This window comes from Clostridioides sp. ZZV15-6388 (genome assembly GCF_020657755.1).
In the GTDB taxonomy this organism is placed as follows: Bacteria; Bacillota; Clostridia; order Peptostreptococcales; family Peptostreptococcaceae; genus Clostridioides.
In genome coordinates this window covers 1-19,893 of record NZ_JAGWCU010000028.1, presented here as the reverse complement: position 1 = coordinate 19,893, position 19,893 = coordinate 1, and the positions used below count along the sequence as shown (strand labels likewise).

At 30.3% G+C, this 19,893-nt stretch carries 21 protein-coding genes, 1 pseudogene and 1 other annotated feature; all 22 genes and pseudogenes read right to left on the bottom strand.

The features are described 5' to 3' along the window. Positions 1–24 precede the first annotated feature (24 nt). Positions 25–3,741, bottom strand: coding sequence for a DNA-directed RNA polymerase subunit beta (locus tag KGF48_RS15085; protein WP_227830407.1), 3,717 nt, complete (start codon positions 3,739–3,741; stop codon positions 25–27). 461 nt (positions 3,742–4,202) lie between these two features. Further along, positions 4,203–4,991, bottom strand: a complete 789-nt coding sequence (locus KGF48_RS15080; protein ID WP_227830406.1) for an SDR family NAD(P)-dependent oxidoreductase — start codon at positions 4,989–4,991, stop codon at positions 4,203–4,205. A gap of 406 nt (positions 4,992–5,397) precedes the next feature. Next, the gene (gene rplL / locus KGF48_RS15075) at positions 5,398–5,763 is read right to left on the bottom strand and encodes a 50S ribosomal protein L7/L12 (RefSeq protein WP_021382505.1); all 366 of its coding nucleotides are present in this window, start codon (positions 5,761–5,763) and stop codon (positions 5,398–5,400) included. A 58-nt stretch (positions 5,764–5,821) separates the two neighbouring features. Next, a complete protein-coding gene (rplJ, locus tag KGF48_RS15070) occupies positions 5,822–6,328 on the bottom strand; it encodes a 50S ribosomal protein L10 (RefSeq protein WP_227437047.1) in 507 nt (168 codons plus the stop codon). 42 nt (positions 6,329–6,370) lie between these two features. Further along, positions 6,371–6,499, bottom strand: a sequence feature (ribosomal protein L10 leader region). A gap of 51 nt (positions 6,500–6,550) precedes the next feature. Then, positions 6,551–7,249 carry a 50S ribosomal protein L1 gene (gene rplA / locus KGF48_RS15065; RefSeq protein ID WP_227437049.1) on the bottom strand — a complete coding sequence of 233 codons (699 nt, stop codon included), beginning with the start codon at positions 7,247–7,249 and terminating at the stop codon, positions 6,551–6,553. A gap of 64 nt (positions 7,250–7,313) precedes the next feature. Then, complete coding sequence (gene rplK, locus KGF48_RS15060) at positions 7,314–7,739, bottom strand: 50S ribosomal protein L11 (RefSeq protein WP_054268674.1); 426 nt, start codon at positions 7,737–7,739, stop codon at positions 7,314–7,316. 39 nt (positions 7,740–7,778) lie between these two features. Beyond that, positions 7,779–8,321, bottom strand: coding sequence for a transcription termination/antitermination protein NusG (nusG, locus tag KGF48_RS15055; RefSeq protein WP_227830405.1), 543 nt, complete (start codon positions 8,319–8,321; stop codon positions 7,779–7,781). A 19-nt stretch (positions 8,322–8,340) separates the two neighbouring features. After that, positions 8,341–8,562, bottom strand: a complete 222-nt coding sequence (gene secE, locus KGF48_RS15050) for a preprotein translocase subunit SecE (protein ID WP_227437053.1) — start codon at positions 8,560–8,562, stop codon at positions 8,341–8,343. A gap of 23 nt (positions 8,563–8,585) precedes the next feature. Continuing rightward, positions 8,586–8,735, bottom strand: a complete 150-nt coding sequence (gene rpmG, locus KGF48_RS15045; RefSeq protein WP_003421192.1) for a 50S ribosomal protein L33 — start codon at positions 8,733–8,735, stop codon at positions 8,586–8,588. 249 nt (positions 8,736–8,984) lie between these two features. Further along, positions 8,985–10,178: an elongation factor Tu gene (gene tuf, locus KGF48_RS15040; RefSeq protein ID WP_227868216.1), complete on the bottom strand. Its 1,194-nt coding sequence runs from the start codon at positions 10,176–10,178 to the stop codon at positions 8,985–8,987. A gap of 73 nt (positions 10,179–10,251) precedes the next feature. After that, the gene (gene sigH, locus KGF48_RS15035) at positions 10,252–10,899 is read right to left on the bottom strand and encodes an RNA polymerase sporulation sigma factor SigH (protein WP_227437057.1); all 648 of its coding nucleotides are present in this window, start codon (positions 10,897–10,899) and stop codon (positions 10,252–10,254) included. Positions 10,900–10,963: 64 nt separating this feature from the next. Then, positions 10,964–11,491 (bottom strand): NYN domain-containing protein, encoded by a 528-nt coding sequence (locus KGF48_RS15030; RefSeq protein ID WP_227437059.1) that lies wholly within the window; start codon positions 11,489–11,491, stop codon positions 10,964–10,966. A 6-nt stretch (positions 11,492–11,497) separates the two neighbouring features. Further along, a complete protein-coding gene (gene rlmB, locus KGF48_RS15025) occupies positions 11,498–12,232 on the bottom strand; it encodes a 23S rRNA (guanosine(2251)-2'-O)-methyltransferase RlmB (protein ID WP_227830460.1) in 735 nt (244 codons plus the stop codon). Positions 12,233–12,244: 12 nt separating this feature from the next. Continuing rightward, on the bottom strand, positions 12,245–13,003 hold the full coding sequence (gene thyX, locus KGF48_RS15020; RefSeq protein WP_227841314.1) for an FAD-dependent thymidylate synthase: 759 nt from the start codon (positions 13,001–13,003) through the stop codon (positions 12,245–12,247). A 105-nt stretch (positions 13,004–13,108) separates the two neighbouring features. Continuing rightward, on the bottom strand, positions 13,109–13,504 hold the full coding sequence (locus KGF48_RS15015) for a ribonuclease III domain-containing protein (protein WP_227830458.1): 396 nt from the start codon (positions 13,502–13,504) through the stop codon (positions 13,109–13,111). Between the two features lie 2 nt (positions 13,505–13,506). Continuing rightward, complete coding sequence (gene cysS, locus KGF48_RS15010; RefSeq protein ID WP_227483629.1) at positions 13,507–14,904, bottom strand: cysteine--tRNA ligase; 1,398 nt, start codon at positions 14,902–14,904, stop codon at positions 13,507–13,509. 141 nt (positions 14,905–15,045) lie between these two features. After that, on the bottom strand, positions 15,046–15,201 hold the full coding sequence (locus KGF48_RS15005; RefSeq protein WP_003421202.1) for a hypothetical protein: 156 nt from the start codon (positions 15,199–15,201) through the stop codon (positions 15,046–15,048). A 210-nt stretch (positions 15,202–15,411) separates the two neighbouring features. Next, positions 15,412–16,893, bottom strand: coding sequence for a glutamate--tRNA ligase (gltX, locus tag KGF48_RS15000; protein WP_227841312.1), 1,482 nt, complete (start codon positions 16,891–16,893; stop codon positions 15,412–15,414). A gap of 348 nt (positions 16,894–17,241) precedes the next feature. Then, positions 17,242–17,835: pseudogene (locus tag KGF48_RS14995) on the bottom strand (RNA-guided endonuclease TnpB family protein). Positions 17,836–17,841: 6 nt separating this feature from the next. Beyond that, the gene (locus KGF48_RS20740; RefSeq protein WP_227841315.1) at positions 17,842–17,928 is read right to left on the bottom strand and encodes a transposase; all 87 of its coding nucleotides are present in this window, start codon (positions 17,926–17,928) and stop codon (positions 17,842–17,844) included. Positions 17,929–18,534: 606 nt separating this feature from the next. After that, on the bottom strand, positions 18,535–19,602 hold the full coding sequence (locus tag KGF48_RS14985) for a transposase (RefSeq protein WP_227868218.1): 1,068 nt from the start codon (positions 19,600–19,602) through the stop codon (positions 18,535–18,537). Positions 19,603–19,694: 92 nt separating this feature from the next. Next, on the bottom strand, positions 19,695–19,893 hold a 199-nt coding region (gene tnpA / locus KGF48_RS14980), incomplete at its 5' end, for an IS200/IS605 family transposase (RefSeq protein WP_227868215.1).

Sequence of the window (19,893 nt, the reverse complement as noted above, 5' to 3'; positions counted from 1 at the left end):
ATTTGAGATTTACATTAATTAAATTTACACATCAAAGTCATCACCAACAAAGTCTATTTCTTCTTCAAATAAATCTTCTTCAGCAAATTCTTCTAAATTCTCTATATCCTCATCTTCTACGGTTTCCGTAAAATCATCTTCAATTTCTTCTATTATATTACTTTCTTCAACTTCTCCCATGTTATTTACAACATCTAGTTCAAATTCACCTATTGTGTCATCTTCATCTACAGATTCTCTTACTTCTATTTCTTGATCTTCATCTGTTAATACTTTTACATCTAAGCATAAACTTTGAAGTTCTTTTATAAGAACCTTAAATGATTCTGGGATTCCTGGTTCAGGTATGTTTTCACCTTTAACTATGGCTTCGTAAGTTCTAACACGACCTACAACATCATCAGACTTGACAGTAAGTATTTCTTGAAGTATATGAGCAGCTCCATATGCTTCTAGAGCCCAAACCTCCATCTCTCCAAATCTTTGTCCACCAAATTGTGCTTTACCACCTAGTGGCTGTTGAGTAACTAATGAGTATGGTCCAGTACTTCTTGCATGTAGTTTTTCATCAACTAAATGATGTAGTTTTAAGTAGTACATATATCCAACAGTTATTCTATTATCAAAAGTTTCACCTGTTCTACCATCATATAAAGTTAATTTACCATCTCTAGGATATCCAGCTTCTTCAAGAGCATCCATTATATCATACTCATTGGCACCATCAAATACTGATGTTGCAACATACCATCCTAAAGTCTTAGCAGCAAGTCCTAAATGAACCTCTAAAACCTGACCGATGTTCATACGTGATGGTATACCTTGTGGGTTAAGTATTATATCTAGTGGAGTTCCATTTTCCATGAATGGCATATCTTCTTCTGGTAATATTCTTGAGATAACCCCTTTATTACCATGACGACCAGCCATTTTATCTCCAACTTTTATTTTTCTCTTTTTAGCTATATAACATCTTACTAATTCATTTACTCCTGGAGATAAATCATCTCCATTTTCTCTAGTAAATACTTTTACATCAACTATTATACCAGATTCACCATGAGGTACTTTAAGTGAAGTATCTCTAACTTCTCTAGCCTTTTCACCAAATATTGCACGAAGTAATCTTTCCTCAGCAGTAAGTTCAGTTTCTCCTTTTGGAGTTACTTTACCAACTAATATATCTCCTGAATCTACTTCTGCACCTATTCTTATTATACCTCTGTCATCTAAGTTCTTAATTGCACTATCTCCAACATTAGGTATATCTCTAGTTATTTCCTCTGGTCCTAGTTTTGTATCTCTAGCTTCACATTCATATTCTTCTATATGAATTGTTGATAATCTATCTTCTTTAACTAATCTTTCATTTATTAATATGGCATCTTCGTAGTTATAACCTTCCCAAGTCATGAATGCTATAAGACAGTTTCTTCCAAGTGCTACTTCTCCTAAATCAGTTGCTGGACCGTCTGCTATAACATCTCCTTGCATTATTTGCTCACCTTTAGTTATTATAGGTGTTTGATTTATACAAGTACCTGAGTTTGAACGTTTAAATTTAAGTAGATTATATCTATCTCTGTTTCCATCTTCTCTTTTTATAATTATCTCATCTGCTGTTACTCTTTCTGCTATACCAGAATTTCTAGCAACAACAACTGCTCCAGAGTCTTTTGCAGCTCTATATTCTATACCAGTTCCTATAATTGGTGCTTCTCTTCTAACTAGAGGCACTGCCTGACGTTGCATGTTCGCTCCCATAAGGGCACGGTTGGCGTCATCATTTTCTAAGAAAGGTATCATAGCAGTGGCTACAGATACAACCTGCTTAGGAGATATATCCATATAGTCTACTCTGCTTTCAGGAACCATTTCAACAGCACCATTTACAGTTCTACAAACAACTCTATGGTTTACGAATTTACCATCGTCTGTTAATGGCTCATTTGCCTGAGCTCTTACGAATAAATCTTCTTCATCAGCAGTTAAATAATGTATCTCATCAGTAACTGTTGATGTTACTTTATCAAATTTTCTATATGGTGATTCTATAAATCCAAACTCATTTATTTTTGCATAAGTTCCAAGAGAGTTTATAAGACCGATATTTGGCCCTTCTGGAGTCTCTATCGGACACATTCTACCGTAGTGTGAATGGTGAACGTCACGCACTTCGAATCCAGCTCTTTCTCTTGAAAGACCTCCAGGTCCAAGAGCTGATAGTCTTCTCTTATGTGTTAACTCAGATAAAGGATTTGTTTGATCCATGAACTGAGATAACTGAGAACTACCGAAGAATTCTTTTATTGCAGCTGAAACTGGTCTTATGTTAACTAACGCTTGAGGCGTTATAGCTTCCATATCTTGAACTGTCATTCTTTCTTTTATGACTCTTTCCATTCTTGAAAGACCAATTCTAACTTGATTTTGTAATAATTCTCCTACAGATCTTATTCTTCTATTTCCTAAATGGTCTATATCATCAATATTTCCTATATTATAGAAGATATTGAATTCATAACTTATTGAAGCTATTATATCGTCTAATAATATATGTTTTGGTATAAGTTCTTTAATTCTTGATTTTATAGCTTCTTTTATTTCTTCTTCGTCACTATATCCATCTAAAATTTCTTTTAATGTTGGATAATGCACTTTTTCTTTTATGTTTAAATCATCTATGTCAAAATCAATATGAGACTTAATGTCTACAAAATTATTTCCTATAACTCTAACTTTCTTATCATCATCCATTAATAGATTTACTACATTTATACCTGCATTTTGTATATCTTTAGCTAACTCATAGCTTATTTTTTCTCCAGCTTTTACAAATACTTCTCCTGTTTCAGGATTTATTATGTCTTCTGCTGAAATTCTATTCATAATTCTATAGCATAAAGCAAGTTTTTTATTAAATTTGTATCTACCAACTTTTGCTAAATCATATCTCTTTGGATCAAAGAATAAAGCATTTAGTAAAGATGATGCACTTTCTACAGTAGGTGGTTCACCTGGTCTTAATTTTTTATATATCTCAACAAGACCTTCCTCTACTGTCTTAGTATTATCTTTTTCTAATGTAGCAGATAATCTTTCGTCTTCTCCTAAAAGGTCAATTATTTCTGCATCTGTCCCTATTCCTAAAGCTCTAAGTAAAACTGTAACTGGTTGTTTTCTTGTTCTATCAACTCTTACAGATATTACATCGTTAGAATCTGTTTCATATTCTAACCATGCTCCTCTATTAGGAATTACAGTAGATGAAATTAATCTCTTACCTGTTTTATCTCTCTCTTCCGCATAGTAAACACCAGGAGATCTAACTAATTGACTTACGATAACTCTTTCTGCCCCATTTATAACGAAAGTTCCTCTTTCTGTCATTAAAGGGAAGTCACCCATAAATACTTCTTGTTCTTTTATTTCGCCTGTTTCTTTATTTATAAGTCTTACCTTAACTTTTAGAGGTGCACAATATGTAGCATCTCTCTCTTTACACTCTTCTATATCGTACTTTGGTTTATCGTCTAAAGAGTAGTCAACAAATTCCAATATAAGATTACCAGTATAATCTTCTATTGGTGAAATATCATCAAACACTTCTTTTAAACCTTCTTTTAAAAACCACTCATAGGAATCTACTTGAATTTCTATAAGATTTGGCACATCAGCTATTTCCTTAATTTTAGAAAAGCTCATTCTAGTTCTTTTACCTATCGTGACAGGATGTGGCATTCACTTTTCACCTCTCAATAATTAAAAATAAAACAATAGTTCATTCTAACGCATCTAATAATTTTAGCATAATGTCAAGTATTTTTCAATATATTTTTTATCTTATATGTAAACTATGCATTATTTTTGATTTTTTGTAAATTATTTTAAGCATATATTATGTATTATGTACAATTCTTCAATATAAAATCCAATTTTTTCATTTATCGGTGTAATTTTCTATAAAAAGTTACATTCCTTTACTATACCCATATTTAATTATAATTTCATAAATAAGTACTAGTAAATAATTGTATTTATATAAAATCTGTTAAATATACAAAATAAAGACCATAAATGAATTTAATCTGGAGTTTTAAATCTTAAACTATTTCCATCATAAATTATATCTACAGTCTTTATAAAAATAGAATTTCTACTATAATTAAGTTTTTTATTTTTACTATATATTAGTAATATAATTATCCTAATATATTATCTGCAAACTGTGGTGTAGGTAAACCAAAACCTCCAGCTACTTCAAGTAAGTCTCCTGTTATAAAGGATGAATCATCACTAGCATAGAATAAAACAGCTTTTGCTATGTCTTCTGGCTTCCCTATGCGATTTAAAGGAACATGCTTTAGAAACTCCTTTATAAATTCTGGAGACATATTATCTAAAGCAGCTTTGGTTGCAATAAGACCTGGAAGTACAGCATTACATCTAACATTATCTTTTGCATATTGTGTTGCTATATTTTGAGTTAATGAGTTGATTGATGCTTTTGATACACAGTAAGCTATTCTAGATAGGTCAGGTAATACTGAACCTATACTAGATATATTTATTATACTTCCCTTACCATTCTTTATCATATGAGGAATAGCAGCTTTACATGGTAAATATACACTTTTTAAATTAGTATTTACTGTATCAAAGAAATTATCTGTATCTCCAGTTAAAAGGTCTTTATCAAGTGAAGGATTTGTCGAACCAAAATTATTTACAAGTATATCTATCTTGCCTTCTTTTTTAACTACATCTTCTATCATTGAAGTAAATGTTTCTTCTTCACGGGCATTAAAATAAACAAACCTAGCACAACCACCTTCTGCACTTATTCTATCTATAACTTCATTAGCCAATTCTTCTGAACGAGCTGCTAAATATACAACTGCTCCATTTTGTGCCAATATTTCAGCTGATGCTAATCCAATACCTTTAGTTGCTGCAGTAACCACTGCAACTTTCCCTTGTAATTTTTCCATTATTAACTCCTCCTTAAATGCGTTTCTTGAAATCTACATATTTCGATTTTTAGAAGTATTTAACTCATTTTAAATTTATATTTGTTAATTAATTATTTATTACATTTTATTTTTAAAGTACTTTTGTAATTTTTTAAAATAATATGTAGTTTTATATATTTTTCCTTTTATTATATCACCTTATATGTGCATATTACAATAATTGTTTATATTTTAATTTAACGTCTGTGTTTGACATAGTAAAAAACATATTCTTTAATAGTATTAAATTAAAATATCATTACACACTATATGATACCCTTAATTTAATACTATTATATAAATTTTTTTTATTTTGTAGAAATATTTTATTTACAATTTTCTATAAATAAAAAAAGATACCCAAATGGGTATCTTTTTAAAGAAACTACTTAACTTCTACTTTAGCTCCAGCAGCTTCTAATTTTTCTTTTATTTGATCAGCTTCTTCTTTAGAAGCTCCTTCTTTAACTGTCTTAGGAGCATTGTCAACTACTTCTTTAGCTTCTTTTAATCCTAATCCTGTTATTTCTCTAACTGCTTTTATAACTCCAACTTTTGAAGAACCAACCTCAGCTAATACTACATCAAACTCAGTTTTTTCTTCAGCAGCTGGTCCACCAGCAGCTGCACCAGCTACCATTACTGGAGCTGAAGCTGAAACGCCGAATTTTTCTTCAGCAGCTTTAACTAATTCATTTAATTCTAAAACTTTCATATTTTCTATAGCTTCTAATATTTGTTCTATTGTCATTTTTAGCACCTCCGAATTTTCTTTTCAAATTAATATTTATAATTTTTTAGTTAAGCAATTAAGCTTCTTCTTGACCTTCTGCCTTTTTCGCTATTGCATCTATTAAGTATGCAAAGTTTGATATTGGAGCTTTTAAGCTACCAAGTAATTTAGCGATAAGAACTTCTCTTGATGGTATGTTAGCCATTTCAACAATCTTAGCTTCGTCATAGAATACACCTTCTACAACACCCATCTTTAATTTCATCTTTGGATGAGAATCCATGAATCCTTTTAATATTCTAGCTGGAGCAACTGGATCATCATATCCAAATGCTATAGCATTAGTACCAATTAATAATTCTTCATTGAATTGCTCTATACCAACTTCTTTAGCTGCTCTTCTAACTAAAGTATTTTTATATACTTTGTAATCTACACCAGCTTCTCTCATTTGTTTTCTTAACTCAGTTACTTCTTCAACTGTTAATCCTTTGTAATCTACAACAACCGCAGCAGAAGATTTTTGTAACTTTTCAACTATTTCAGAAACAACTTCTGATTTAATTTCTATAGCTTTTCTCATCTAGATGTGCACCTCCTTCACCAAATAGGCTTAGTATTTACCGCAACATTATAAAAAGCTTTTGTTGCCAAAAGTAGACATCAAAAGCTTTAGTAATCTCAATTTATCTAAAACCTCGGTGGGATATTAAGCTTTTGCACCCACTATCTACGGCAAATCTATTCTTTTTTACATTGACAAATGATATAATAACACTTTTGTCAACCTGTGTCAACAGTTTTATTATTCAGCTGTTCTTGCTGGGTTTATTTTAACTCCAGGTCCCATTGAAGAAGCTACAGTTATACTTCTTAAATATTGCCCTTTAGCAGCAGCTGGTTTAGCTTTTATTATAGCATCCATTAATGCAGCAAAGTTTTCAGATAATTTTTCTCCACCAAATGATACTTTTCCTACTGGAACGTGTATTATGTTAGTTTTGTCTAATCTGTATTCAACTTTACCAGCTTTTATTTCATCTATAGCTTTAGCTACATCAAATGTAACTGTTCCTGATTTAGGGTTTGGCATTAAACCTTTAGGTCCTAATACTCTACCTAATCTACCTACTACACCCATCATATCTGGAGTAGCAACTACTATATCAAAATCAAACCAGTTTTCACCTTGTATTTTTTGAACTAATTCTTCAGCTCCTACAAAGTCAGCACCAGCTTGTTCAGCTTCTTTAGCTTTTTCACCTTTAGCAAAAACTAAAACTCTCTTAGTTTTACCAGTTCCGTGAGGTAATACAACTGCACCTCTTACTTGTTGATCAGCATGTCTTGAGTCAACACCTAATTTAATGTGTGCTTCTACTGTCTCGTCAAATTTAGCTCCAGCTATATCTGAAACTAATGTTAATGCTTCTGATGCATCATAGAATTTAGTTCTATCTACTTTTTGTAATGCACCTGCATATCTTTTACCTTTTTTAGCCATTTTATTTTCCTCCTTGTGGTTAATCTCGGCTTTTCGCCTCCCACTTTATAAAAAAAAGTGTATCTTAGTCTTCTACTACAACACCCATGCTTCTAGCAGTACCAGCTATCATACTCATAGCAGCTTCTACTGATGCAGCATTTAAGTCAGGCATTTTTAATTCAGCTATTTCTCTTACTTGAGCTGAAGTTATTTTAGCAACTTTCTTTTTGTTTGGTTCTCCAGAACCTGATTTTAAATTTAATGCTTTTTTAATTAAAACTGCAGCTGGTGGAGTTTTTGTTATAAAACTGAATGATCTATCTTGATATACAGTTATAACAACTGGTATTATCATTCCAGCTTGATCTGCAGTTTTAGCATTAAATTCTTTTGTGAATCCCATTATATTAACACCATGTTGTCCTAATGCTGGTCCAACTGGTGGCGCTGGAGTAGCCTTTCCTGCAGGTATTTGTAATTTTATTTGACCTATAACTTTTTTAGCCATTTTGAGCGCACCTCCTCAGATTTTTCTATAATAATAGTATTAGATTTTTTCTATACCTTCAAGCTCTATTACAAATAGAGTCCTTTTACCAAATGCATTTATGCACACTTTAACTTCTCTGTTTTCTACGTCAATTTCTTCTATGTTTCCTACTTGTCCACTAAATGGTCCTTGAGATACCTTTACTGTATCCCCTATTTCAAAGTCAATATCACTATTTACTACTTTAGGGTCAGTTGTATCTATGCCCATAGCTTTAACTTCATCTTCACTTAATGGTACTGGTTTTGAACCAGGTCCAACGAAACCTGTAACTCCCTTAGTATTTCTTACTACATACCAAGATTCATCAGTTATTATCATTTTAACCAAAACATAACTTGGATAAACTTTACGTTGTCTAGTTTTCTCTTTTCCAGTTTTAGTAGTTTCCACTACTTCTTCTGTTGGAACAACTACTTGTCTTATGCAGTCTTCCATACTTCTTGTTTTAACTGCTTTTTCTATTGTAGCTTTAACTTTATTTTCATGTCCCGAATAAGTATGAACTACATACCAACTTGCTTCTTGTAATTCTGACATTTAACTTACCTCTTTTCGTCTATTTTAGTAATAACGCTAGTGCACCAGATAATATAGTGTCTATACCCCATACTAATATAGTGCATGAAATAACTACAGTTAAAACTATACCTGTGTTTTTAAACAATTCTTTTTTTGTCGGCCATGTAACTCTTTTCAATTCTTGTTTAGTTTCTTTTAAATAACCAAATAAACTGAATCTCTTTTTAGTTTTTGCACCGTCATTTGTTTGGGCAGCCATTCCATACTCACATCCTTATAAAACTATTTTGTTTCTTTATGAGTTGTATGCTTTTTACAGAATCTACAATATTTTTGTAATTCTATTCTGTCTGGATTGTTTTTCTTATTCTTAGTAGTGTTGTAGTTTCTTTGCTTACACTCTGTACATGCTAAAGTTACTTTAACTCTCATCTGATACACCTCCAACTTTGTAATACAATAATATATATTGTTAATATATGTGAATATAATATCTTTAAAATATGTATTTATTAAAAATCTACAGTATTCAAGATATTATTAACTTCCTATAATCATTACCTTGTATAAGTTATCACAAAATCCTATGCTGTGTCAATGTTTTTGTATTTCTATGTTAAAAAAAGAGGAGCATAACCCCTCTTTTTATTATTCTTTAATCCATCAGTTTAGTAAAAAGAATTACTCGATTATTGTAGCAACAACTCCTGAAGCTACTGTTCTTCCACCTTCTCTTATTGAGAATCTTAATCCTTCTTCTACAACTATTGAGTTTATTAAGTCTACTTCCATTGTTACGTTATCTCCAGGCATTACCATTTCTATTCCATCTGGTAACTTACAAGCTCCTGTTACATCTGTTGTTCTGAAATAGAATTGTGGTCTATATCCATCAAAGAATGGTGTATGTCTTCCACCTTCTTCTTTTTTAAGTACATATACTTCTGCAGTAAATTTTGTGTGTGCTTTTACTGATCCAGTTTTTGCTAGTACTTGTCCTCTTTCTATTTCGTTTCTTTGTACTCCTCTTAATAATGCTCCTATATTATCCCCTGCTTGTGCTTTGTCTAATAATTTTCTGAACATTTCTACTCCTTTTACTACTACTTTTCTTGGTGCTTCTGTTAATCCTACTAATTCTACTTCGTCTTGTACTTTTAATACTCCTCTTTCCACTCTTCCTGTTGCAACTGTTCCTCTTCCTGTGATTGAGAATACGTCTTCTACTGGCATTAAGAATGGTTTGTCAGTATCTCTTTCTGGTGCTGGTATATATTCATCTATTTGCTCAAATAATTCTACTATTTTATTTCCCCATTCGCTCTTTGGATCTTCTAATGCCATTAATGCTGATCCTCTTATTATTGGAGTATCCTCTCCTGGGAAATCATATTCTGTTAATAAATCTCTTACTTCCATTTCTACTAGTTCTAATAACTCTTCGTCATCTACCATGTCACATTTGTTTAAGAATACTACTATATATGGTACACCAACTTGTCTTGATAATAGTATATGCTCTCTTGTTTGTGGCATTGGTCCATCTGTTGCTGAACAAACTAATATTGCTCCGTCCATTTGAGCTGCTCCTGTTATCATGTTCTTAACGTAGTCAGCATGTCCTGGGCAGTCAACGTGTGCGTAGTGTCTATTTGGAGTTTCATACTCAACGTGTGCTGTTGATATTGTGATTCCTCTTTCTCTTTCTTCTGGAGCTTTATCTATATTTGCGAAATCTACAGCTTCTCCTAATTGGTATCTGTCATATAATGTTTTTGTTATTGCTGCTGTTAATGTAGTTTTACCGTGGTCAACGTGTCCTATTGTCCCTATATTAACATGAGGTTTTGTTCTTTCGTATTTAGCTTTAGCCATTTTGAATTTCCTCCCTTATCTTTCGATATAAATTAATTTTGCTCACAATAAGCTTATGGTAAGTATTTTACTATTAATCATTTCTGTTTTCAAGATGTTTTTCTAATTTTCTCTTAACCCTTTGTAAAGCGTTATCTATTGACTTTACATCTCTTTTAAGTTTGTCCGCTATGAACTGGTATGACTTTCCATTCAAATACAATTCTAGGACTTCTAATTCCAAGTCGCTTAATAATTCGTTCATCTTTGATTCTATATTTTTTAATTCTTCTTTACTAATTATAAGTTCTTCTGGATCTGTTACTATACTTGTAGCTATTATATCTAAAAGTGTTCTGTCTGACTCTTCATCATATATTGGTTTATTCAAAGAAACATATGAATTTAAAGGTATATGTTTTTGTCTTGTTGCAGTTTTTATAGCAGTTATTATTTGTCTTGTTATACATATCTCTGCAAAACATTTAAATGAATTTGTCTTACTTCCATCAAAATCTCTAACTGCCTTATAAAGGCCTATCATTCCTTCTTGTATTATATCTTCTTTATCTGCTCCAATTAAAAAATATGACTTTGCTTTTGCCTTTACAAAATTTCTGTATTTGGTAATAATATACTCTAGTGCTATCTTATCCCCTTCACTTGCTTTTAATACAATGTTATACTCATCTTGCTGACAATTGTCTATTAACTCATAACTTTTTTCTTTTGCTACCAACATGTAAATCTCCCCCATATATAAAACAAATTTATAGGTATATTATAGTCTAAAGAACCTAGTAATTTCAACGCTTTCTACGAATGTTCTCAAGTTTCGACAATGTTTCTTCATCTAACCTTTCCTCCAACCAATTTCGCTGAATTTTTTTCCTTAAACCGCTATTTTTTTCCTTCATTTTATTCTTGGAACGATCTAATTCTAACTTTAATTCTCTAGCAGACATTCTCATAGCACCTTTTCCTAAAATCATTTGTTGCTCTGCATAGTCATTAGTAGCTACTTTTACATCATCATATTTTGATAGAGAAGTTATAAATTTTTCTATATAACTATCTGCTGTTTGGTGCTCTCTTGTATAAACTATTGTTATGTGTTTTCTTTTTTCAACTTTTTCTCGGGAATTCTTAACATTATAAGCATCAAAAACTATTATAGTCTTATATCCCATAAACTCAGAGAATTCTATAATATCATCAATAAGTTTTTCTCGAGAATCTTCTAAATCCTCTTTAGCCAGTTCTTTTAAATTATCCCACGCATTTATAATATTATAGCCATCTATTATTAAGTAGTGATTTATGTTTCTTCTCATACTTATTTACTTTTTATCCAGTCTTTGTCTGAATATTTCATATAAAAGTATACCACCTGCTACAGATGCATTTAAAGATGTAACATTACCTATCATGGGCATTTTTACTATAAAGTCACAGTTTTGTTTAACCAATCTAGATATTCCAAAACCTTCACTTCCAATTACTACACCTAGAGGTCCTGTAAGATTTTGTTTATAAAAAGTTTCTCCATCCATATCAGCAGCTGCAATCCACAGCCCCTCATCCTTCAGTCTTTTTATTGTATTGACTATATTGGTTACCTTACAAACTGGCATATACTCTACAGCTCCAGCAGAAGCTTTTGTAACTACAGGAGTTATGTGCACAGACCTTCTTTTTGGGATAATAACTCCATGTGCTCCTACTGCATCTGCTGTCCTTATTATTGAACCTAGATTATGTGGGTCTGTTATTTCATCTAGTATAATAAAAAATGGGTCTTCATTTTTACTTTTTACTGAGTCTATTAACTCATCTAATTCATAATACTTATATTCACTTGCATAAGCTATTACACCTTGATGAGAATGACTTGTGCTTACTTCATCTAACTTATGTTTATCAACATATTGTATAATTATATTCTTTTCTTTTGCCATTCCTATTATTTTCTTAATTGAACCTTCTTTAGCTGAGTTTGCAATTAATATTTTATCTATCTCTCTATCACTCTTTATAGCTTCTATTACAGGATTTCTTCCTTCAATACTTGCCAAACTATTCACCACCTACAAGGATTTAAATTTTTCTCTAACTTGAACTATGTCACCACAAGTCATAGTTCCTTCTGGACAACTTCCATTTACACAGCTTGGACCAGTCTTTTTAAATAATATAGGAGCAACTTTTTTAACTTCTCTTAACATTTCTACAGCTAAGTTTCTTATTTCCCATTGTGCTCTTTCACAACATCTATGTTCAAAGAAATTAAATAAACTTCTAGCGTTTATAGTAAATACCATTTTTGTTTCACATGCATTTGGAAATACATATCTAGCATCTTCTATTGCTTTTTTCTCAGCTTGTCTCTTTGCTGTTTTCTCATTTTTTCCTTCTTTTATTAAGTCATTATAATGCTTATCAAATAATATCTCCACTAATTTGTCATAATCCTCTTGGTCCTTTTTCATTGAGTTGACAAATAACTCTTTTGCTTTTTCTATTTTTTCTATTTCAGGAGGAATTATGTACTCAAATTGGTCTAGTTTAACATATCTTTGACTTTGTTGTGAAAAACTAGCTATACGATGTCTAACAATTTGATGCGAACAAGCTCTTGAAATACCTTCTATTGAAAACGTAAAAGATGCATGCTCTAATATTGAACCATGCCCTATATTTAATAACATATTTAAAAATTTTTCTATACTTTCTTCTGTTAAGTCTTTTTCTATTTCGTCTGTCCCAACTGGTGAATAGCATAATTTAGCTGCCATAGCTATTACTTTTTCGGGTTCAGGTGTATGTGATATTAATTTTACTTTCATAAATTTTCGTCCTTTCTTATTACTAATTTCTATATATTTATTATACATTAGTTATAAAAAAAGTGTTGCCTTATTAATTATTATTAAGACAACACTCTTTAATATTTACATATCTCTTTCAATAATTTTGATTCCTTTATTGATAATATATTGAAGTCTCTCTATTTCATTATTCAAATACAAATATCCAACTAATGCTTCAAATCCAGTTGCATGTTTATAGTCTATAATATCTGCATTTTTAGGAGAAGTGTTTGATTTTTGATTTCTTCCCCTTTTATAAATTTTACTCTCTTCCTCTGTTAATTCACTTTCGATTTCATGAATTATTGATGCTTGAGCTTTAGCCTTTACATACTTTATGGCTAACTTATGCAAATCATTAACTTTTCGCTGTGTATTTTGTCTAATCAAGTGTTCTCTTATATATGTCTCATACACTGTATCACCTAAATATGCTAAAACTAGTGGTGACATAGTAACTAATTCAGTTTTTTCCATTTTTATACCCTTTTCCACTTAACACCTTGTCTTGTGTCTTCTAGTACAATTCCCATATCTAATAATTGTTGTCTTATATCATCTGCTAATTGGAATTCTTTATTTTTCTTTGCGTCAGTTCTCTTTTGTATTAATTCTTCAATGTCTTTATCTAACACAGTATCCTTTTTCTTATTTACAATATTTAATACTCCTGTAAGCTCATTAAATTCATCTAAACATTTCTTAGCTAACTCTAAAGAAGAGTTTTCGTCTACATTAGAATTTATCAACTTAGCCAACTCAAATATAATACTTACTGCATCTGCTGTATTAACATCATCATCCATAGCATCTATAAATCTTTGTCTAAAGTTATCTAATTCTTTAACAAGTTCTACTTCTTTTTCTGTTAGAGATGATTCTTTTAAATTACTTAATGTAAACTCTAATTTTTCTTTAGTATTATATAATCTTTCAAGACCAGCTTTAGCTTGGTTTAACATTTCATCACTAAAGTTTACTGGATTTCTATAATGTGCTGATAACATGAAAAATCTCACTATTTCTAAATCATATAGCTTTGATATATCTCTTACTGTAAAGAAATTACCTTTTGATTTACTCATTTTTTCATCATTTATATTTATATATCCATTATGCATCCAATATTTCGAGAATGTTTTTCCACTTCTAGCTTCACTTTGTGCTATTTCGTTTTCATGGTGTGGGAATGTTAAATCTTGACCACCTGCATGTATATCAATTGTCTCACCTAAGTATCTCTTAGACATAACAGAACATTCTATATGCCATCCTGGTCTACCTTCTCCCCAAGGACTCTCCCATCCTGGCTCTCCTTCTTTTTTTGCTTTCCAAAGAACAAAGTCCATAGGATGTCTTTTTTGGTCATTAACTTCAATTCTAGCTCCAGCCTCTAAATCTTCTTGTTTTTGGCCTGAAAGTTTTCCATATCCTTCAAATTTATTTGTATCAAAATAGACATCGCCATTTACTGCATATGCATATCCTTTATCTTCTAATTCTTTTATAAAATCTATAATTTGTTGTATATTATCTGTAACTTGAGGATGAACAGTAGCTCTCTTAATTCCTAATCCATCACAATCTACAAAATACTCTTTTATGTATTTAGTAGCAACTTCTTCTGGAGATATTCCTTCTTCGTGGCTTCTATTTATAATCTTATCATCAACATCTGTAAAGTTTTGTACATAAGTTACGTCATATCCTCTATACTCTAAATACCTTCTTAGAGTATCAAATATTATAAATGGTCTTGCATTACCTATGTGGATATAGTTATAAACTGTTGGACCACACACATACATTTTTACCTTTCCTTCTTCTAATGGAACAAATTCTTCTTTTGCTCTAGTTAATGTATTATAAACTTTCACACTCATCACCTCACTGTATTTTTATAAATTATTTTCTTAACATCATATATTATATTATAGTTGAAAATTGCAATAAATAATAGTACTACTATCATTTTTCATACTATCCTTCAAATTACATAATAATATTATCACTATTTTCTATTGTTCCTCTAAAAATATCTTTTTTTGAGAAGAACACTTTTCAAAAGTCTCTTCTGTAATCATTTTTTCGTCTTTTAACTTTTCTAAAATTGTAACATATTCTAAGCATAGCTCCTTTAATTCCTTTTTAACATCATCAATATTACTATACATAGTAATTACCCCCTTAATAATTAAATCAAACTAAAATAATAGATTACCTTCTTCTATGCTTAATATTTTTATTAGTTTATTATTTATATTTTTGCTTTGCTTTTTATATATTAAATTTATTGACCTAAATACCTTCATTTTGTTAGCCATATATTTTCACCAAATACTAACACAAAAAAAGTCCGCATCTAAATTAGCGGACTTTTATGACTATAATATATGATTTTTTACATAAGCTATTCTATTTAAGCAAGTTTCTTTTCCTAAAACTTCCATTACTTTTGGTAAATCTGGGCCATGCATTTGTCCTGTCAAAATTATTCTTGAGCCCATAAATAAATTTTTTCCTTTTATTTTATACTCTTTTTGTATCTCTTTAAGCATTGCTTGACCAAACTCAGCATTTAATATTTCTGCTTTTGCTATTTTTTCTTGTAGGGCATCTATTAAAGTAGATATGTGTTCTAATTTTAAGAAGTCACTTCCTTCTTCAGTTTCTACCTCTACCTTATCTCCAAAGAATATACTCGCATGCTCAGTAACTTCTTTTACATATTGTAATTTTTCTTTAAGTACTGATATCATACTCTTTAAAAATTCATACTTACTAGTAGCTTCTGCTTCTGTTATAAATCCATCTTCTATTAAGAACGGTATAGCTAAATCCGTTAAGTAAGCATCATCACCATCTTTTATATAATGTTGATTAACCCAGTTTAACTTTTCAGTATCGAATACTCCTCCACTTTTAGATACTCTTTCCACAGAGAAAGCTTTTTCTAATTCTTCCATTGTAAATAACTCTTGATTATCTTCTGGAGACCAACCAACTAGTGCTACATAGTTTACTAATCCTTCTGGTAAATATCCTTTTTTCTTAAAATCTTCAACTGCTACATCACCTTGTCTCTTACTCAATTTTTTCTTTTCTTTATTAAGTATATTTGGTAAATGTACGAATACTGGTGCTTCCCATCCAAATGCTTCATATAAATAAACATGCTTTGGAGTAGATGATACCCACTCTTCGCCTCTTATAACATGTGTAATTTTCATTAAATAATCATCTACCACTACTGCAAAATGATAAGTTGGGAATCCATCTGTTTTCATTAAAACTTGGTCATCTAAATCATTAGTATTGAATTCCATGTCTCCTCTAACTAAATCTGTAAACTTAATTATATGATTTTCTGGTAATTTTAATCTTATAACATATGGTACTCCTGCTTTTATATTAGCTTCTATCTCTTCTTTAGAAAGTTTTTTGCAGTGACCATCATATTTAGCAGTTTCTCCTGCTGCCTTTTGAGCATCTCTTACTTCATCTAATCTTTCCTTTGTGCAGAAACAGTAGTAAGCCTTTCCACTATCTAAAAGTTGTTTTATATATTCTTGATATATATCTAATCTTTGAGATTGAATATATGGTCCATATTCTCCTTTTTGTATTACTTTTCCATTATCATCTAATATAACACCCTCATCATGATTAACACCAGCCCATTTCATAGCATTAAGCATATTCTCTATAGCACCTTCTACTAATCTACTTTGGTCTGTATCTTCTACTCTTAATATATATTCTCCGCCCATTTTTTTTGCAAATAAATAGTTATATAAAGCAGTTCTTAAACTACCTATATGTACAAATCCTGTTGGACTTGGTGCAAATCTTACTCTTACATTCATTTTTACTTCCTCCTGATATTTTATTCAATATAACTATAATATTAAACTAGTACATTGTTTTGCAAGTTTATTTTTAATCAAACTTAATAATAATATCCTTTTTATTTAAAAATACACATGTTTATTATATCAGAAAATACTAGGTTTAATTTCATAAATCTTTCTTTTAATCATTTTCTAAAAATTAAAGGTATCATTTATAACTATTCATAAATGTTTATTCTGAACCTCCCATAACTAAAGTCACAGGGTTCCTGCTTCATAGAATTTTGCATACTAAAATATGTCTTGCCAATTCTCCACAGGCTATCCCCGTAGTTCCTACGGTTCTTAAATAAGTTATCTATTTTAAACTGTTATTAGTCTTAATCCTTCTTTTAGTATATTTTTACTTGCATTTATATCTCTATCGTGAGTTACATTACAACAAGGACAAATCCATTCTCTTATATTTAAATTCTTAATTTCCTCGTTTTTGTACCCACATTTATTGCATATTTGTGAACTTGCAAAGAATTTACCTACCTTTACAATTTGTCTACCATACCAATTAGCCTTGTATTCTAATTGACGAACAAATTCTGACCATGACACATCAGAAATTAAACGAGATAGTTTACGATTTCTAGTCATATTCTTTACTTGTAAATCTTCTATTTCTTTAAAGAATTTTTTATATGAGTTTTCTAGCTCTTTTAAGGTGTTTTATAGTGAAAATTTGTCAGGTTCTTTAAGCCACTCTAATTCTTTTTTTAAATTAGTCAAATCAGAACTGCACTGTTTATAAGTAAAAGTTTCTTTATCATTTTCATAAACTTCTATTCTTTTAGCAAGATATTTATTATATACAAATCTACAACATCCAAAAGTTTTGTTAATTAACTCTTGCTGTTTTTTATTTGGATACATTCTAAACTTATAAGCTTTTTCCACTATTACCACCTCACTTTACTCGTTTTTTCTGATTATATTAATTAAATCTTCTTCAATTTCATTTGTTAATACTGGATGTCTATATTTTACACACCATACTATATGGTACTAAATATACATATCCTAGAGTCACTTCCATTTTTCATCACTCATCATAATATTAACATGTGTAATTATTTAAAATAAGTTTTTTAAAGGTTTTTATATTTGTTTTTAAATAACACATATAAGAACCGCAAATCTTAACTTTTATCATTTTTGAGGTTGTCGTTCACATAAGTTCGCTACTACCTATGCAGTTCTCTTATGAATTTTTTCTACTTTCATAACTTTCACACTTAGGTTTTATTTCATCCTTATGTTTTAGTTTGGTTAGCTTTAGGGGTTTCCAGCAATTCAAGTAGTATTGGATAGGTTCTATCCTATCTCTACATATAAGTTTCCCTATATACTGACTATTTTAGCTACTAACTCATGGCTAAAGTCACGAGTGTGCGTAGCTATTTTTTAATCAAAAGTAATTCACTTCTATCCTCTTTTTTTACATGAAGATAGCTATCATCTATACATGTTTTTACAGATTGACACACTCCCCATAGCTAAAGCAAGGGGATTCTTGGTGGCTAACGACTTAATATTATCTAAACGATAGAATCATAGGAGGTTACAAAGCCAAGCTACTTGGACGGTGTCTTCGACACTACTACCTTATATTGTAGATACTTTTAAATTAATAGGTTGCTTATGGTTTATACTAAAATTAACTAAATTATATTTATGTTTTTTATTTAAAATATTCCATGCACCAACTATATCTCTATGAGTTTTATAACCACAAGTACAGCTATAAGTTCTACCAGTTGGTTTGTGTTTTTTAGAACACTTTGGGCAAGTTTGAGATGTGTAGTTTTCTTTAACTAGCTTAACTTCAATACCTTTCTCTTTAGCCTTATATTTAATATAGTCTTTAATGCGACCATACTCCATTTGAGATATTTTTTGTCTATTAATTCTATTTAATCTTTTCTTCTTTTTTGTATTTTTCTCAATCCCTTTTATATCTCCTAAAACTATTTCACATACTTGTTGCTCTACACAAAAGTTTATAAACTTTCTAGTTGTTTGGTGGTATAAATTTATTAATTGGTTATCTGTTTTAGTTCTAATAGTGTTTTTTAATTTCCATAATCTCTTATATTGTCTACTACCTTTTTTGCATCTACTTAATCTTTTAGAGATATAAGCATACATCTTATTTCTAAATTGCTTAATACTTCTACCTTCTCTATTGGATATTATAAGTCCGATACCTTCATTAGTTATACTAGCTATCGAATGTATTTCTCCTAAGTCTACACCTACAGTGTTGTTACCTTGCGGTGTTGGATTAATGATTCCATCATCAAATGTATAATACAAATAATATCCGTTTCGCCATACTATTTCAGCAGTCTTTATATTTTCAATATTAAAATCTAACTCTAAATATCTACCTTTTGACATTGATAACTTTAAGTTACCTTTAGCATTGATATTTATTGCACTAGCCTTGAATGGTATTATATAAAATTTCTTGGTTTTATATGGATACTTTGCCTTGGTATTACCTTTCTTTCTTAACTCTGAAATAGTTTTTCTATTAGCATCAAATTTATCTGATATTGCTTGTATAGTTTGACTATGTAGATTGTATTTACCTTTGATTATCTTTTGTATATCATTCTTTTTTATCCATTGTTTATGTTCAAAATAGTATTCTTTGGATAAGCTAACTATATGATTTCAACAATTAGCACTCTCTATTTGTTTTTCCCTTACTAATTCAAATTGTGTTCTAGTTAAGTTTAATTTTACTCTATGAGTTTTTATCATTTTTTCTTGCTCCTAACTTGTTGATTCTCTACGTATTGTTTAACTACTTCTAAACTTACAGAGCCAATAGTTCCTACGAAATAACTATTAGTCCACATACTAGGCATACTAGACTTTAAATGTTGGAAATTTTCTCTTAATACTCTTGAACTAAAACCTTTTAAACCTTTTACTACTTTATGGATTCCAAATTGT

Excerpts from the sequence above, each read along its gene's own strand:
- secE (WP_227437053.1), bottom strand. The coding sequence starts at position 8,562 with ATGGCTGCCCAAACAAATGACGGTGCAAAAACTAAAAAGAGATTCAGT.
- sigH (WP_227437057.1), bottom strand. The coding sequence starts at position 10,899 with ATGTTGGTAGCAAAAGAAAAAAGTTATGAGTTAATAGACAATTGTCAG.
- rplK (WP_054268674.1), bottom strand. The coding sequence starts at position 7,739 with ATGGCTAAAAAAGTTATAGGTCAAATAAAATTACAAATACCTGCAGGA.
- KGF48_RS15015 (WP_227830458.1), bottom strand. The coding sequence starts at position 13,504 with ATGGAAAAAACTGAATTAGTTACTATGTCACCACTAGTTTTAGCATAT.
- rplL (WP_021382505.1), bottom strand. The coding sequence starts at position 5,763 with ATGACAATAGAACAAATATTAGAAGCTATAGAAAATATGAAAGTTTTA.
- thyX (WP_227841314.1), bottom strand. The coding sequence starts at position 13,003 with ATGAAAGTAAAATTAATATCACATACACCTGAACCCGAAAAAGTAATA.
- KGF48_RS15030 (WP_227437059.1), bottom strand. The coding sequence starts at position 11,491 with ATGAGAAGAAACATAAATCACTACTTAATAATAGATGGCTATAATATT.
- rplJ (WP_227437047.1), bottom strand. The coding sequence starts at position 6,328 with ATGAGAAAAGCTATAGAAATTAAATCAGAAGTTGTTTCTGAAATAGTT.
- rplA (WP_227437049.1), bottom strand. The coding sequence starts at position 7,249 with ATGGCTAAAAAAGGTAAAAGATATGCAGGTGCATTACAAAAAGTAGAT.
- rpmG (WP_003421192.1), bottom strand. The coding sequence starts at position 8,735 with ATGAGAGTTAAAGTAACTTTAGCATGTACAGAGTGTAAGCAAAGAAAC.
- KGF48_RS15080 (WP_227830406.1), bottom strand. The coding sequence starts at position 4,991 with ATGGAAAAATTACAAGGGAAAGTTGCAGTGGTTACTGCAGCAACTAAA.
- KGF48_RS15085 (WP_227830407.1), bottom strand. The coding sequence starts at position 3,741 with ATGCCACATCCTGTCACGATAGGTAAAAGAACTAGAATGAGCTTTTCT.
- tuf (WP_227868216.1), bottom strand. The coding sequence starts at position 10,178 with ATGGCTAAAGCTAAATACGAAAGAACAAAACCTCATGTTAATATAGGG.
- nusG (WP_227830405.1), bottom strand. The coding sequence starts at position 8,321 with ATGTCAGAATTACAAGAAGCAAGTTGGTATGTAGTTCATACTTATTCG.
- gltX (WP_227841312.1), bottom strand. The coding sequence starts at position 16,893 with ATGAATGTAAGAGTAAGATTTGCACCAAGTCCAACAGGATTTGTACAT.
- KGF48_RS15005 (WP_003421202.1), bottom strand. The coding sequence starts at position 15,201 with ATGTATAGTAATATTGATGATGTTAAAAAGGAATTAAAGGAGCTATGC.